Annotated in this window: 15 protein-coding genes; 14 read left to right on the top strand and 1 reads right to left on the bottom strand. The window is 62.3% G+C overall.

Annotated elements, in window-relative coordinates:
* The first annotated feature begins 5 nt into the window (after positions 1–5).
* Entirely contained in the window at positions 6–932 is a 927-nt protein-coding gene (locus ATY76_RS16990) for a sugar ABC transporter permease (RefSeq protein WP_088675883.1), read from the top strand.
* Between the two features lie 10 nt (positions 933–942).
* Positions 943–1,842 carry a carbohydrate ABC transporter permease gene (locus ATY76_RS16985; RefSeq protein WP_040112047.1) on the top strand — a complete coding sequence of 300 codons (900 nt, stop codon included), beginning with the start codon at positions 943–945 and terminating at the stop codon, positions 1,840–1,842.
* 388 nt (positions 1,843–2,230) lie between these two features.
* Here ATY76_RS16985 and ATY76_RS16980 read toward each other — a convergent pair whose 3' ends face one another.
* A complete protein-coding gene (locus tag ATY76_RS16980) occupies positions 2,231–2,506 on the bottom strand; it encodes a hypothetical protein (protein ID WP_088675882.1) in 276 nt (91 codons plus the stop codon).
* Positions 2,507–2,866: 360 nt separating this feature from the next.
* Between ATY76_RS16980 and ATY76_RS16975 the strand changes: the two genes are divergently transcribed.
* The 12 genes from ATY76_RS16975 (at position 2,867) to ATY76_RS16920 (ending at position 14,515) form a co-directional block, all read left to right on the top strand.
* Positions 2,867–3,781, top strand: a complete 915-nt coding sequence (locus ATY76_RS16975; RefSeq protein ID WP_088675881.1) for a metal ABC transporter substrate-binding protein — start codon at positions 2,867–2,869, stop codon at positions 3,779–3,781.
* A 64-nt stretch (positions 3,782–3,845) separates the two neighbouring features.
* A complete protein-coding gene (locus tag ATY76_RS16970) occupies positions 3,846–4,751 on the top strand; it encodes a manganese/iron ABC transporter ATP-binding protein (protein WP_088675880.1) in 906 nt (301 codons plus the stop codon).
* A complete protein-coding gene (sitC, locus tag ATY76_RS16965; RefSeq protein WP_088675879.1) occupies positions 4,748–5,608 on the top strand; it encodes an iron/manganese ABC transporter permease subunit SitC in 861 nt (286 codons plus the stop codon). Before ATY76_RS16970 ends, sitC begins: the two co-directional genes overlap by 4 nt.
* Positions 5,605–6,450, top strand: a complete 846-nt coding sequence (locus ATY76_RS16960) for a metal ABC transporter permease (RefSeq protein ID WP_088675878.1) — start codon at positions 5,605–5,607, stop codon at positions 6,448–6,450. The genes sitC and ATY76_RS16960 overlap by 4 nt, the downstream gene beginning before the upstream one ends.
* Before the next feature lie 108 nt (positions 6,451–6,558).
* A complete protein-coding gene (locus tag ATY76_RS16955; RefSeq protein ID WP_088676088.1) occupies positions 6,559–7,443 on the top strand; it encodes a dihydrodipicolinate synthase family protein in 885 nt (294 codons plus the stop codon).
* A gap of 7 nt (positions 7,444–7,450) precedes the next feature.
* Positions 7,451–8,128 (top strand): GntR family transcriptional regulator, encoded by a 678-nt coding sequence (locus tag ATY76_RS16950; RefSeq protein WP_190233669.1) that lies wholly within the window; start codon positions 7,451–7,453, stop codon positions 8,126–8,128.
* Positions 8,129–8,187: 59 nt separating this feature from the next.
* Positions 8,188–9,516 (top strand): sugar ABC transporter substrate-binding protein, encoded by a 1,329-nt coding sequence (locus ATY76_RS16945; protein ID WP_088675876.1) that lies wholly within the window; start codon positions 8,188–8,190, stop codon positions 9,514–9,516.
* Positions 9,516–10,454 (top strand): sugar ABC transporter permease, encoded by a 939-nt coding sequence (locus tag ATY76_RS16940; protein ID WP_088675875.1) that lies wholly within the window; start codon positions 9,516–9,518, stop codon positions 10,452–10,454. The genes ATY76_RS16945 and ATY76_RS16940 overlap by 1 nt, the downstream gene beginning before the upstream one ends.
* Positions 10,454–11,269: a carbohydrate ABC transporter permease gene (locus ATY76_RS16935; protein ID WP_033183241.1), complete on the top strand. Its 816-nt coding sequence runs from the start codon at positions 10,454–10,456 to the stop codon at positions 11,267–11,269. The genes ATY76_RS16940 and ATY76_RS16935 overlap by 1 nt, the downstream gene beginning before the upstream one ends.
* A gap of 18 nt (positions 11,270–11,287) precedes the next feature.
* Entirely contained in the window at positions 11,288–12,274 is a 987-nt protein-coding gene (locus tag ATY76_RS16930) for a sugar kinase (protein ID WP_088675874.1), read from the top strand.
* A 133-nt stretch (positions 12,275–12,407) separates the two neighbouring features.
* Positions 12,408–13,430, top strand: a complete 1,023-nt coding sequence (ftsZ, locus tag ATY76_RS16925) for a cell division protein FtsZ (protein WP_088676087.1) — start codon at positions 12,408–12,410, stop codon at positions 13,428–13,430.
* A gap of 107 nt (positions 13,431–13,537) precedes the next feature.
* Positions 13,538–14,515 (top strand): L,D-transpeptidase, encoded by a 978-nt coding sequence (locus tag ATY76_RS16920; protein ID WP_088675873.1) that lies wholly within the window; start codon positions 13,538–13,540, stop codon positions 14,513–14,515.
* The last annotated feature ends 60 nt before the right edge of the window (positions 14,516–14,575 follow it).

Genomic DNA, 14,575 nt, shown 5'->3' with positions numbered 1-14,575 from the left:
CAGCAATGTCGACCTTGAAATCCGGGGATACGCGCGGCCCCTCGCTCCTGCAGAACAACAATGTGCTCGGCTTCCTTTTCATGCTGCCGGCCGCCGTGTTCCTCGTCTGCTTCCTCACCTATCCCCTCGGGCTCGGCGTCTGGCTTGGCTTTACCGACACGCGGATCGGCCGGGACGGCATCTTCATCGGGCTGGAGAACTATCAGTTCCTCGCCGATGACGCGGTTTTCTGGCTGTCGGTCTTCAACACCATCCTCTACACGCTGGTCGCCTCGGCGCTGAAATTCGCGCTCGGCCTCTGGCTGGCGCTGCTTCTGAACCAGCACCTTCCGTTCAAATCCTTCTTCCGGGCGATCGTGCTCCTGCCCTGGGTGGTACCAACAGTGCTTTCGGCGCTGGCCTTCTGGTGGATCTACGATTCCCAGTTCTCGATCGTCTCCTGGTCGCTGATGAAGCTCGGCCTGATCGACGCGCCGATCAACTTCCTCGGCGACCCCACCAATGCACGCATCTCGGTCATCGTCGCCAATGTCTGGCGCGGCATTCCCTTTGTGGCGATCTCGTTGCTCGCCGGCCTGCAGACCATCCCGGCCTCGCTGCAGGAGGCGGCCTCGCTCGACGGCGCGACCAGCTGGCAGCGGTTCCGCTATGTGACGCTGCCGATGCTGACGCCGATCATCGCCGTCGTCATGACCTTCTCGGTGCTCTTCACCTTCACGGATTTCCAGCTGATCTACGTGCTGACCAAGGGCGGGCCGGTCAACGCCACGCATCTGATGGCGACACTCTCCTTCCAGCGCGGCATTCCGGGCGGGCAGCTCGGAGAAGGCGCGGCCATCGCCGTTGCCATGATACCCTTCCTGCTCGGCGCCATCATGTTCAGTTTCTTCGGTCTGCAACGCCGCAAATGGCAGCAGGGCGGACAGGATTAAGGAGCAAGCCATGTCGACCAATCTCAAAACGGCCGATGAGGTCCTGACAGACAATGCCGAGGGCATGAGCTATCTGAACCGCCTGCCGCGGCGCGTGGTGATGCTCTACCTGCCGATGGCGGTCTTCGTCTTCGTGCTGCTCTTTCCCTTCTACTGGATGGCGATCACCGCCGTGAAGCCGAACGAGCAGCTGACGGACTACAACAATTACAGCCCCTTCTGGGTGGTCGGGCCGACGCTCGACCACATCAAATACCTGTTCCTCGAGACATCCTATCCCGGCTGGCTGTGGAACACGATGCTGGTGGCCGTGGGCTCGACCGCGCTTTCGCTGGTGGCCTCGGTGTTCGGCGCCTATGCGATCGAGCGCGTGCGCTTCACCGGCTCGCGGCAGATCGGCCTCGTCATCTTCCTCGCCTATCTCATTCCGCCGTCGATCCTCTTCATCCCGCTCGCCTTCATCGTCTTCAAGCTCGGGATCTACGATTCGCGCCTGGCGCTGATCTTCACCTATCCGACCTTCCTCATTCCCTTCTGCACCTGGCTGCTGATGGGCTATTTCCGCTCCATTCCCTTCGAGCTCGAGGAGAGCGCGCTGGTCGACGGCGCCAACCGCTGGCAGATCCTGGTGAAGATCATCCTGCCGCTCGCCGTACCGGGCCTGATCTCGGCCGGCATCTTCGCTTTCACCCTGTCATGGAACGAATTCATCTACGCGCTGACATTCATCCAGTCCTCGGAGAACAAGACCATCCCGGTCGGCGTGCTGACCGAGTTGGTGCGCGGCGATGTGTTCGAATGGGGATCGCTGATGGCAGGCGCGCTGTTCGGCTCGCTGCCCGTGGTCATTCTCTATTCCTTCTTCGTCGACTACTACGTGTCGTCGATGACGGGCGCGGTGAAGGAGTAGCTGTAACGGTTTCAGCGGCGGGGATGACTACGTTGTAATCCCCCCGCCAGAGGATGCCGATCAATTCGGCCCTATCGAACGACTGCTTCACAAGATCAGTGCCGAGGCCCAGCTTCCGATAATGGGCCGCACACAGGTCGATGTTGGAAGACAATCATCGACGGGCAGGCTGCGACATTACCTCGCTCTCCAGCCGCTTTTCGCAACGTGATCATCGCGCGTCCTATGCCTTGAACGGAAGGAAGGCTCCTATTGGGAGCATCTCGACCCGGAAAATTCCGCGCGCATGGAGCGCACCGCCTTGTCGACGACGCTCCATTCCAAGTGACGGCGAGGGCAAAAGCCGTGGGGCTCATGGTCGGTTTGGAAGCCATCCAGCCGTTGAAAATCAGGGTTGCTCCCTAAGTGTCCTGATGAAATCCGCTAGCGGATAAATCGACGGGGTTGTCGGCAACAGCGGCTCGAGAGCCGCCGCGATCGCCCGGCAATCATCCGCCGAAAGGGAGCGGAGATTCGACGACACCTTGTTGTAAGCAGGCGTCCCGCGCGAAGCGAGGGAGCGATTTATGACGAACTGCTCCACTTCGCCATCAGACCGTTGTACAAACAACGCGAGTGATCCGCCGTCGGTGGCAAAGGCGCTGTCGGAAACAGATTTGAACATATGCCCTCCATCCAGGGGTCGCCTCGGCGAGCTATGCTCAAGGCCTTCGGCTGATCAGTTTACGGTAATCGACATGTCCTGACCATGAGGATCGATCCGATATGGAAACCGACTGGATCATCGGGTTCGTCGTGGCTGGCATCGTTGCCGGTCAACTTCCAGGGTACACGGCAAGGGCCTCGCGTCTTTCACTGCCTCGGCAGGGCTGCAATCATTTTGCGCCCGGCCGCCAATTCTTTATTGCAATTCATTCGCAATTGCAGAATATGGAGGGACCGGGGTCGTCTCTTTGCGAACTGTCATGAGGGCAGGCCTCGATTGTGAATTGCAATTCACTCTCAATAGCAACCGGAGACATCCATGCTCGATAAGGTAAGACGGTCGGTTCTGACCGGGATGATGGGAGCGGCGTTTGCGGCCGTGCTGACGGTTCTGCCGGCATCGGCGCAGGAAAAATTCAAGGCGGTGACGACGTTCACCGTCATCGCCGACATCGCCAAGAACGTCGCGGGTGACGCGGCGATCGTTGAATCCATCACCAAGCCGGGCGCGGAAATCCACAACTATCAGCCAACGCCAGGCGATATCCAGCGGGCCCAGGGCGCCCAGCTCGTCCTCTGGAACGGGCTCAATCTCGAACGCTGGTTCGAGAAATTCTTCCACAATCTGAAGGACGTGCCTGAGGTTACCGTCTCCACCGGCGTCGAGCCGATGGGCATTTCCGAAGGCCCCTATCAGGGCAAGCCGAACCCGCATGCCTGGATGTCGCCGACGGCAGCGCTGATCTATGTCGACAATATCCGCGACGCCTTCGTGAAGTACGATCCCGCCAATGCCGAGACCTACAAGGCCAATGCCGAGGCTTACAAGGAGAAGATCAAGGCGACGATCGATCCCATCAAGACGCAGCTTGCCGCCGTGCCCGAGGCCAAGCGCTGGCTGGTGTCGAGCGAAGGCGCCTTCTCCTATCTCGCCCGCGATTTCGGCCTGAAAGAACTCTATCTGTGGCCGATCAACGCCGATCAACAGGGCACGCCGCAGCAGGTGCGCAAGGTGATCGACGCGGTTCGCAAGAACGGCATCACCGTCGTCTTCTCCGAGAGCACCATCTCCTCGAAGCCCGCCGAGCAGGTGGCGCGTGAGACCGGCGCCAAATATGGCGGCGTGCTTTATGTCGACTCGCTGAGCGAGGCCGACGGCCCGGTTCCGACCTATCTCGATCTCCTCAGGGTAACGTCGGATACCATCGCCAAGGGCCTGGCGTCCTCGTCCTGATCGGGCCGGCAGGGCCTCGCCTGCGGGCGGGGCCTCATTCATGTGTTGAAGGGGGTATTGTTCGATGAGTGTTCAACCCGGCCGGCAGAAGCAGGCCGCATCCGGCGTCGAGGGGACCGGGATCCTGGTGGACGGCGCGACCGTCACCTACCGCAACGGCCATACGGCACTGCGGGAGGCGAGCTTCGCCATTCCCACCGGCACGATCACCGCGCTGGTCGGCGTCAACGGCTCGGGAAAATCGACCCTCTTCAAGTCGATCATGGGCTTCGTGCGCCTCGCGAGGGGCGATATCCGCGTGCTCGGCATGCCGGTCAAGGACGCGCTGCGAAAGAACCTCGTCGCCTATGTGCCTCAGGCCGAGGAGGTCGACTGGAACTTCCCCGTTCTGGTCGAGGACGTGGTGATGATGGGCCGCTACGGCCATATGGGTATGATGCGCATTCCCAAGGCCGCCGATCACCAGGCGGTGGCGGCCGCGCTTGCCCGCGTCAACATGAGCGAGTTCCGCAAGCGCCAGATCGGCGAGCTCTCCGGCGGCCAGAAGAAGCGGGTCTTCCTCGCCCGCGCGCTGGCGCAGGACGGAAAGGTCATCCTGCTCGACGAGCCGTTTACCGGCGTCGACGTCAAAACGGAGGAGCAGATCATCAAGCTGCTTCGCGAGCTGCGCGACGAGGGCCGCGTCATGCTGGTTTCGACCCACAATCTCGGTTCCGTGCCGGAATTCTGCGACCGGACGATTCTGATCAAGGGCACGGTGCTCGCCTATGGGCCAACCTTCGAGACCTTCACCCAGGACAATCTGGAGAAGGCCTTCGGCGGCGTGCTGCGCCATTTCGTGCTGAACGACGCCCAGAGCGGCAGGCCGACATCGATCGGCCTGATCAGCGACGACGAACGCCCGCTCGTGCTTCGCGGCGGCAAGGCGACGGCCGGCGCATCGGACGGGGAAGGCGGAGGCTGGGAATGACGGCCCTTCTCCTCGAGCCCTTCACCTATAATTATATGCTGACCGCCATGTGGGTCTCGGCCCTGGTCGGCGGCGTCTGCGCCTTCCTCTCCTGTTACCTGATGCTGAAGGGCTGGTCGCTGATCGGCGACGCGCTCTCGCATGCGATCGTCCCCGGCGTGGCGGGTGCCTATATGCTCGGCCTTCCCTTCTCGATCGGCGCTTTCTTTTCCGGCGGACTTGCCGCCGCCGCCATGCTTTTCCTCAACCAGCGCACCAGGCTGAAGGAAGACGCCATCATCGGCCTGATCTTTTCCTCTTTCTTCGGGCTCGGCCTGTTCATGGTGTCGCTCCAGCCGACGGCCGTAAACATCCAGACGATCGTGCTCGGCAACATCCTTGCCATCACGCCGGAGGATACGCTGCAGCTCGCCATCATCGGCTTCGTGTCGCTCGCCATCCTGCTCGTCAAATGGAAGGACCTGATGGTCACCTTCTTCGACGAGAACCATGCCCGTTCGATCGGCCTCAATCCGACCATGCTCAAGATCCTGTTCTTCACGCTGCTTTCCGCTTCCACCGTCGCGGCCCTGCAAACCGTCGGCGCATTCCTGGTCATCTGCATGGTGGTGACGCCGGGCGCGACCGCCTATCTGCTGACCGATCGTTTCCCTCGGCTGCTTCTCATCGCGGCGATCATCGGCGCGGCCACCAGCTTCACCGGCGCCTATGCGAGCTACTTCCTCGATGGAGCGACCGGCGGCATCATCGTCGTGCTGCAGACGGCGATCTTCCTGACCGCATTCTTCCTCGCGCCCAAGCACGGCCTGCTGGCGGCGCGCCGAAGGGCCGCCGAGGCGCTGGGGGCGGCGCGATGAACATTGCCGAAATGCTGCTGTCGCCCTTCCAGTTCGAATTCATGGTCAATGCGCTTGTCATTTCGGTGCTGGTCGCCGTGCCGATGGCGCTCCTGTCCTGCTTCGTCGTGCTCAAGGGCTGGTCGCTGATGGGCGATGCGATCAGCCACGCGGTTTTTCCCGGCGTGGTCATCGCCTATATCGTCGGCTTTCCCTATGCCGTCGGCGCTTTCGTCGCCGGCATGTTCTGCGCCATCGCCACCGGCTTCCTGAAGGACAACAGCCGCATCAAGCAGGATACGGTGATGGGCATCGTCTTCTCCGGCATGTTCGGGCTCGGCCTGGTGCTCTATGTCAAAATCCAGTCCGACGTGCATCTCGACCATATCCTGTTCGGCGACATGCTCGGCGTCTCCTGGCCCGACATCGCGCAGGCAGGCGCGATCGCCGCGCTCACGGCAGGCATTCTCGGCGTCAAGTGGAAGGATTTCCTGCTGCACGCTTTCGACCCGACGCAGGCAAAGGCCGTGGGTCTCAGGATCGGCTTTCTGCATTACGGCCTGCTCGCCCTCATCTCGCTCACCATCGTCGGCGCCCTGCAGGCAGTCGGCATCATCCTTTCGATCGCCATGCTGATCGCACCCGGCGCCATCGCCTTCCTGCTGACCCGCAAGTTCAGCACGATGCTCATCCTGTCGGTCGCCATCGCCGTCACCGGCTCCTTCGCCGGCGTTTACCTGTCCTTCTTCATCGACAGCGCCCCCGCGCCGACCATCGTGCTCGTTCTCACCATCGGCTTCGTGCTGGCCTTCGTATACGCAACGCGCCAGACCGCCCGGATCGACGCCGGCGAGACGGTTTAGGAAGGAACTGAGGACAACTGCCTGCCTGAAGCAGACAGCGATGAATCATCTCTTTACAACTAACATGTCAGCCTGCTACACCTGACCCATCAGCTGGGAGGAATGAAGTTGACATCTAAATTCGGGCTTTCCGTCGCTCTTGCCACCCCGTTCGACAGCGACGGCAATATTGCGATCGAAGCGATGATCGTGCAGGCGCGGCGCTGCCTTGCCGCGGGATGTTCCAGCGTGACGCTGTTCGGGACGACGGGTGAGGGGTCCTCCATCGGAAGCCGGGAACGGGAACGTGTTCTCGCCGCCTTCCTCGATGCCGGCATCGCGGCAAAGAACATCATCGTCGGCGTGCTGGTCGATGCCGCCGAGGATGCGGCGACGCAGGCCGGCCAGGCTCTTTCGCTCGGCGCCCGCAATATTCTTCTTGCTCCGCCATCCTATTTCAAGAACGTCAGCGACGACGGCGTCTTCCAGTGGTTTTCGGCAGTGTTCGCCCTGCTGGGCGACAAGGCGCGCGACATCATCGTCTATAATCTGCCGTCGATGACGATGGTTCCGCTCACCGTGTCGCTGATCGGCCGTCTCAAGGTCGCTTTTCCCAATATCGTCACCGGCGTCAAGGATTCTGCCGGGGACTGGCCCTATACGGAAAGCCTGCTCAAGGCGCATAACGATCTCATCATCCTGGTTGGCGATGAGCGGCATCTGGCGCGGGCCGTGCGGCTCGGCGGCCAGGGCGCGATCTCAGGCATGGCCAATTTCGCGCCCCGCGAGCTCAGGCCGCTGGCCGAGGAGGGCAGGGACGACAGCCGCGTCGAGGATTTCGTGGTCGAGATTCTGAAACACCCCGTCATCCCGGCCGTGAAGGCGATGATCGCGCGCACGGCGTCGGAGGAGATCTGGATTTCGGTTCGTCCGCCGCTGGTTTCGATATCCGGCGAAGCGCAAACCCAGCTCGCTCTTGCTTTCGATCATCTTTTCCGCTCGAAAGCCGCATAGGTCAGGCATGTTTGTGGAGGAGGCGATGGACGGAACGGAGGAGCAGCCGACACTGCGGGAAAAGGCGTATGCGAGCTTCACGCGCCATCTCCTTGCGCGTGACGTGCGCCCCGGCCAGTTCGTTTCCCAGCGCCGCCTCGTGGAGCTGACGGGCCTGCCGCTCGGCGCCATCCGTGAGCTCATCCCGAGGCTCGAAGCCGAGGGGCTGATCAAGACCGTGCCGCAGCGCGGTCTGCAGATCGCCCACATCGATCTCAACCTCATTCGCGAAGCCTTCCAACTGCGCGTCTTCCTGGAGAAGGAAGCCGTGGCGCTCTTTACCCGGTCGGCTTCGGACGAAACGATCGCCAGGCTTATCAAGCAGCATCGGGATATTGCCGACGCCATTCGAAGCGGCGACGGCTCGCACGAGTTGGAATTGCGCGCGCAGGCCATCGACTGGGGCATGCATGACGCCTTCATCGATGCGCTTGGCAATACCATCATTTCGAACGCCTACCGCGTGAACTCGATCAAGATGCGCCTGATCAGCCAGGACCGGTTCCGCATCGACGGCCATGTCGGGCCGGTGATGGGCGAGCATCTGAAGGTGCTCGAGGCGATCGAGCGCCGATCGGCGGAGGACGCCGTCAACAGCCTTGTCGCACACATCAACCATGCAAGGGATCGTGCGCTGGGGATATAATCGGGAAACAAGCCGCCGGAGGTGAGGAGATCGCCGGCACATAAAGGAGGAGGACTCACATGCCATCATTCTTCAATCCGACACGCAGAGGCTTTCTGGCGGGAACGGCCGCGCTTGGGGCAAGCAGCATGCTCGGGATGCGCCCGGCATCCGCCGCCGTCGACTGGAAGCGCTTCACCGGCACCACGCTCGAAGTGAACCTGGTCAAGAGCCCCCGCAGCGAAATCCTTCTGAAGTACCTGCCCGAATTCGAGGAGCTCACCGGCATCAAGGTCAATGCCGAAGCGACGCCCGAACAGCAGCAGCGCCAGAAGACGACGATCGAGCTCAGCTCCGGCAAGCCGAGCTTCGACGTCGTGCATATGAGCTACCACGTGCAGAAGCGGCAGTTCGAAAAGGGCGGCTGGCTTGCCGATATCAGCGGCTTCCTGAAAGATCCCGCGCTGACCGATCCGTCGCTCGTGGAAAGCGATTTCGCCGAAGCAGGGCTCGCCTTCGCCAAGGATGGCGACGGTGTGCTGCGCTCTCTTCCCTTCTCTGTCGATTACTGGATCATCTACTGGAACAAGGCGCTGTTCGAGAAGAAGGGGCTGGCCTACCCGACCAGCTTCGAAGAGCTGGCAAGTGCCGCCGAAGCGCTGACCGACCCCTCGACCAACACCTACGGTTTCGTCGCCCGCGGCCTGAAGAACGCCAATACGCCGGTCTGGACGTCGCTGCTGCTCGGCTACGGTTCGAGCCCGCTCGGCCCCGACGGCAAGCTGCGCACGACGTCGCCGGAAGCGGTCGATGCGGCCAAGCTTTACCAGAAGCTGATGACCAAGACCGCCCCTCCCGGCGTCTCCGGCTTCAACTGGGCCGAGGCGCAGTCGGCCTTCCTGCAGGGCAAGATCGGCATGTGGCTGGATGGCGTCGGTTTTGCGCCGCCGATCGAGAACCCGGAAAAGTCGCGCGTCGTCGGCCGGGTCGGCTACGGCATCATGCCGAAAGGCCCGAAGGCACAGGCCGCCGGCACCTTCGGCGACGGGCTCGGCGTGGTCGCGGCCAGCCAGAAGAAGGAAGCCGCCTATCTCTTCTGCCAATGGGCGATTTCGCATGACATGGGCTCACGCCTGCTGCAGGCCGGCGCCGGCGTTCCGTTCCGCCAGTCCGTGCTCGAGGACGCCAAGGTGCGAGAAGGCGTCAAGATGCCGGCCGCCTGGCTCGATGCCGTCGTCGGCTCCGGCAAGATCTCGCAGCTCGCGCTGCCGGTCATCATTCCGGTCACCGAGTTCCGTGATATCTATGGCGTCGGCCTCACCAACATGATCGGCGGCGCCGATCCTGAAGCCGAGTTGAAGGCAGCGACGGCGCAGTTCGAACCCGTTCTGGCGAAAAGCGAGGGATAATGGCCTCGGCAAGCATCGAAACGGCCGCTATGGCCAAGGCGCCGAAAGGAGGGAGCAAACCGGACCGGTTTGCTCCCAACTACTGGCCCTTCGTCATCCCGGCGCTCATCGTCATCGCAGCCGTCATCGTCTTTCCATGGGTGTTTACGGTGTGGATGAGCGTCAACAGTTGGACGCTCGGTCAGTCGCAGGTCTTTGCGGGGCTGGACAATTATATCCGTCTCGCGACCGACATGCGCTTCTGGGAGTCGCTGTGGCACACGGTGCTCTATACGACGCTTTCCGTGGTCGTCCCCCTGTTTCTGGGGACGCTCGCGGCGCTGATCTTCGATGCCCAGTTTCCGCTGCGCGGCCTCATACGAGGCATATTCGTCATGCCGATGATGGCGACCCCGGTCGCCATCGCGCTCGTCTGGACGATGATGTACCACCCGCAGCTCGGCGTCCTCAACTATCTCCTCTCCTTCGTCGGCATCGGCCCGCAGGAATGGATCTACAATCAGCGCAGCGTCATTCCTTCCCTGGTTCTCGTCGAGAGCTGGCAGTGGACGCCGCTCGTCATGCTGATCGTGCTCGGCGGTCTGGCGGCCGTTCCGCGCGAGCCCTATGAAAGCGCCGAGATCGACGGCGCCAATGTCTGGCAGAAATTCCGCTATCTGACGCTGCCGATGATCGCGCCGTTCCTGATGATCGCTGTGATCATCCGCAGCATCGATGCCGTGAAGAGCTTCGACATCATCTATGCCATGACCCAGGGCGGCCCCGGCACGGCGTCGGAAACCATCAACATCTATCTCTACAACACCGCTTTCGCCTATTACGATATCGGCTATGGCTCGGCCATGGCGGTCGTCTTCTTCATCCTCATCGTCCTGCTCTCCTTCGTCCTCATGATGATCCGGCAGCGCGTGAACTGGTCGGACGGGGAGGCACGCTGATGAAGCGCAAGACGCTCGATCGCATCGGACTGCTGTTCGTCGCCCTGGTGATGATCTCGCCGGTCGTGCTGTTCTTCCTCTGGATGATCTCGCTGTCGCTGAAATACGAGATCGACAACGGCGCCTATCCGCCGATCTTCATTCCGGAGCGTTTCGCCTGGTCGAATTATCTGAAGGTCTTCGAGGAGAACAACTTCTTCCTTTATCTCTGGAATTCAGTGCTGGTGACGGGTGCGGCCACGCTTTTGGCGTTGCTGATCGGCGTGCCCGCCGGATACGGCATCGCGCGGTTGAAGGCAGAAAAGTCCGCCATGGTCATCATGATCGCGCGCATGACGCCGGGCCTTTCCTTCCTGATCCCGCTCTTCCTGCTGTTCCAGTGGCTGAACCTGCTCGGCACGCTGATGCCGCAGATCATCATCCATCTCGTCGTCACAGTGCCGATCGTCGTCTGGATCATGATCGGCTATTTCGAGACGACGCCGATGGAACTGGAAGAGGCCGCGAGCATCGATGGCGCGACACCCTGGCAGGTTTTCCGTCTGGTAGCGCTGCCGATCGCAAGGCCCGGCATCGTCGTCGCGTTCATCCTCTCGGTGATCTTCTCCTGGAACAATTTCGTCTTCGGCATCGTGCTCGCCAGCCGCGAGACGCGCACCCTTCCTGTCGCCGTCTACAACATGCTGTCCTTCGAACAAGTCAGTTGGGGTCCGCTGGCGGCCGCCGCCTTGATCGTCACCCTGCCGGTGCTGATCCTGACGGTGTTTGCACAGCGGCAGATCGTGGCCGGCCTGACGGCCGGGGCCGTCAAATGACGAAATGAGACGAAGATCGTGACGGCCTCCTTCGCCTTCGATCCACCGCCCGGTTCAGCGCGCCGCCTACTCTGCGTCGGCGCGGCGGTTCTGGACACCCTGTTTCGCGTGCGTGCGCTGCCCACCGGCCAGGGCAAGATCCTGCCCTATGAGATGCTGCAGATCGCCGAAGGCATGGCGTCGAGCGCCGCCTTCGCCGTCGCCCGCCTCGGCGGCAGGGCCAGCCTCTGGGGCGCCGTCGGCGACGACGCCACCGGCGAACGCATCATCGCCGATCTCAGCGAGAGCGGCATAGACACGAGCGGCATGGTGGTTGCGCAAGGCGCCCGCTCGGCCGTCTCGACGATCCTGATCGATGATCAGGGCGAGCGCCTGATCGTGCCTTTCTACGATGCGCGGCTGCACGATACGGCGAGGCCCGTCACGCAACGGGACATCGCATCCTTCGATGCCGTGCTCGTCGACGTGCGATGGCCGAAACTTGCGCTGGCGACGCTGTCGGCGGCAAGAGGAACGGGCAAACCCGCCATCCTCGACGGCGACGTTGCAGGCGATGGCGTGATCGAGATGCTCGCGCCGGCGGCAAGCCACATCGTCTTCTCTGAGCCGGCCGCCGGGCGGCTTGCCGGAACGGCCGATCCGGTGGAGGTGGTCAGCCGCTTGAAGCGAAAATTCGCGCAGGCCTTCATCAGCGTCACCGCAGGCGAAAACGGTTGCTTCTGGTTCGATGAGCCGACCGGCAACGTCTTTCATCTCGCCGCACCCCGCGTCAAAGCCATCGATACGCTTGCGGCCGGCGATATCTTCCACGGCGCTTTCGCGCTCGCCATCGCCGAAGGCATGCCCATCGAAGAGACGATGCGGCTGTCGTCCATGGCGGCGGCGCTCAAATGCCAGGTGTTCGGCGGGCGCATCGGCGCGCCGACGCGGGCCGAGCTCTGCGATGCGCTGCGGGACTGGGACGCCAAGGCTGTCCCGGCCGGCACTGACGACCGTGCCCGATAGTCCACACAGGGCGAGCCAAACTCCGCCGCAGACAAATTCTTTCGCCCCGCCTCCGCCATTTTATGTTCTTAATGTGACCAGTGATTCGTTACGGGCGAAGACGGACCATCCACGGGGCATGAAGGAGCATATGATGACGGACGCCAAGAGCAGCATTGTGGGGCTGCGGCCGCATATCACCGTCATTGGCGTCGGTGGCGGCGGCGGAAATGCGATTAACAACATGATCGCGGAGAATTTGGCCGGCGTCGAGTTCATTGCCGCAAACACGGATGCGCAGGTCCTCGCGACCTCGAAGGCCTCCCGGCGCATTCAGCTCGGAGCGCAGGTGACCGAAGGTCTCGGCGCGGGTTCGCTGCCGGAAGTCGGCCGTGCGGCCGCCGAGGAGTCGCTCGACGAGATCATGGACCACCTCAGCGGTTCGCACATGTGCTTCGTCACCGCCGGCATGGGCGGCGGAACGGGGACGGGCGCCGCATCGGTGATTGCCCAGGCCGCTCGCTCGGCGGGCATTTTGACCGTCGGCGTCGTCACCAAGCCGTTTTCCTTCGAAGGCAATCGCCGCATGAAGACGGCGGAGGCCGGCATCGAGGCGCTTCGCCAGGCCGCCGATACCGTCATCGTCATTCCCAATCAGAACCTCTTCCGCGTCGCCGACGCGAAAACGACCTTCGCCGATGCCTTCATGACCGCCGACCGCGTGCTTTATTCGGGCGTCGGCTGCATCACCGATCTCATCGTCAAGGAAGGCCTGATCAACCTCGACTTCGCCGATGTGAAGTCGGTGATGCGCGGCATGGGACGAGCGATGATGGGCACGGGCGAAGCTTCCGGCGAAGGCCGTGCCATGAAGGCGGCCGAGGGCGCAATCGCGAACCCGCTGCTCGACGATCTCTCGATGAAGGGCGCCAAGGGCGTTCTGATCTCGATTTCGGGCGGTTCCGATATGACGCTGTTCGAAGTCGACGAGGCGGCGAGCCGCATTCGCGACGAAGTGCAGGCAGATGCCGAAATCGTCGTCGGCGCCATCTTCGACCGCAATCTCGACGGCAGGTTCCGTGTCTCCGTCGTGGCGACCGGCCTGGAAGGCAGCGGCTTCGGCGCCATGCCCGGCGTTGCCCAGGAAAATCTGCAGATCCCGCGCATTCTGCAGTAGCCCAGCCTAAAACCCGCAAGCGAGAGGGGGCGGCGGCAGCGTAAGCGCTGACCGACGCTCTTTCCCTCCTTAGGGAACAAGTAGTTCCTATGATCATTTGATGGTTCATGAAAACCGTCACATCGATCGCAACGCTTGTTTTGCTTTTTTCCCTCGACACGGCAAATGCGCTGGAGCTGTCGCCGGAGTCCGTCAACACGGCCTCCCTCGATTCGCTCGCAACGGAGCGTCCGAAGAAACCGTCGCCGGACCCGGATCCCGCAATCGTGCGCCTCCAGGTGCTTCTCGACCGCGCCGGCGCCTCTCCCGGCGTGATCGATGGCCTCTATGGCGAGAATGTCGGCAAGGCTGTGGCCGGCTTCGCGGCGATGAACAAGCTTCCCGAGGATGGAAAACTCGATCCCGAGGTGATCAGCCGGCTCGAAGCCGGTCCGCCGATCGTCGAAGGCTACGCCATCACCAAGGAAGACGCCGCCGGTCTCGTCGAGCGCATTCCCGAGGATTACGGCGAAAAGGCGAAGATGGCGAGCATGGGATATACCAGCGTGGAGGAGAAACTGTCGGAGCGGTTCCACATGGATATCGATCTGATGAAGGCGCTCAATCCAGGTGCCGATTTCGCGCCCGGCAAGACGATACAAGTCGTGGTAACGGGATCTCCAAGAGACGGAAAGGTCAAGCGCATCGAGGTGAACGGCAAGACGGGGCAGGTGCTGGCCTATGACGAGCGCGGCGCGCTGCTTGCCGCCTATCCGGCAACGGTCGGCAGCGAAGGCAATCCTTCCCCCAGCGGCACCCACAAGGTCAAGGGCGTCGCCCGCATGCCCGTCTACCGCTACGATCCCAAGGTGAATTTCAAGCAGGGGAAAAACAACAAGGTCCTCACCATCCCCAAAGGACCCAACGGGCCGGTCGGCAGCATCTGGATCGACCTGACCGAGCCGACCTACGGCATTCACGGCACGCCCGATCCCGAGCTGATCGACAAAGTCGGATCGCACGGCTGTGTCCGCCTGACCAACTGGGATGCGGAAGAGCTCGGCGGGATGGTGAAGCCGGGCGTGATGGTCAAATTTGTTGAATGACGCTCGCCTGCAGCAGCTTCTGCAACGAGTTTCATGCGAAGCACCCTCGACTTCGGTCAG

This window comes from Rhizobium sp. R339 (assembly GCF_002211395.1).
Lineage (GTDB): Bacteria > Pseudomonadota > Alphaproteobacteria > Rhizobiales > Rhizobiaceae > Rhizobium.
The sequence above is the reverse complement of the archived record's forward strand: the minus strand, read 5'-3'. Positions and strand labels throughout refer to the sequence as shown.

Excerpts from the sequence above, each read along its gene's own strand:
- ATY76_RS16990 (WP_088675883.1), top strand. The coding sequence starts at position 6 with ATGTCGACCTTGAAATCCGGGGATACGCGCGGCCCCTCGCTCCTGCAG.
- ATY76_RS16985 (WP_040112047.1), top strand. The coding sequence starts at position 943 with ATGTCGACCAATCTCAAAACGGCCGATGAGGTCCTGACAGACAATGCC.
- ATY76_RS16980 (WP_088675882.1), bottom strand. The coding sequence starts at position 2,506 with ATGTTCAAATCTGTTTCCGACAGCGCCTTTGCCACCGACGGCGGATCA.
- ATY76_RS16975 (WP_088675881.1), top strand. The coding sequence starts at position 2,867 with ATGCTCGATAAGGTAAGACGGTCGGTTCTGACCGGGATGATGGGAGCG.
- ATY76_RS16970 (WP_088675880.1), top strand. The coding sequence starts at position 3,846 with ATGAGTGTTCAACCCGGCCGGCAGAAGCAGGCCGCATCCGGCGTCGAG.
- sitC (WP_088675879.1), top strand. The coding sequence starts at position 4,748 with ATGACGGCCCTTCTCCTCGAGCCCTTCACCTATAATTATATGCTGACC.
- ATY76_RS16960 (WP_088675878.1), top strand. The coding sequence starts at position 5,605 with ATGAACATTGCCGAAATGCTGCTGTCGCCCTTCCAGTTCGAATTCATG.
- ATY76_RS16950 (WP_190233669.1), top strand. The coding sequence starts at position 7,451 with ATGTTTGTGGAGGAGGCGATGGACGGAACGGAGGAGCAGCCGACACTG.
- ATY76_RS16945 (WP_088675876.1), top strand. The coding sequence starts at position 8,188 with ATGCCATCATTCTTCAATCCGACACGCAGAGGCTTTCTGGCGGGAACG.
- ATY76_RS16940 (WP_088675875.1), top strand. The coding sequence starts at position 9,516 with ATGGCCTCGGCAAGCATCGAAACGGCCGCTATGGCCAAGGCGCCGAAA.
- ATY76_RS16935 (WP_033183241.1), top strand. The coding sequence starts at position 10,454 with ATGAAGCGCAAGACGCTCGATCGCATCGGACTGCTGTTCGTCGCCCTG.
- ftsZ (WP_088676087.1), top strand. The coding sequence starts at position 12,408 with ATGACGGACGCCAAGAGCAGCATTGTGGGGCTGCGGCCGCATATCACC.
- ATY76_RS16920 (WP_088675873.1), top strand. The coding sequence starts at position 13,538 with ATGAAAACCGTCACATCGATCGCAACGCTTGTTTTGCTTTTTTCCCTC.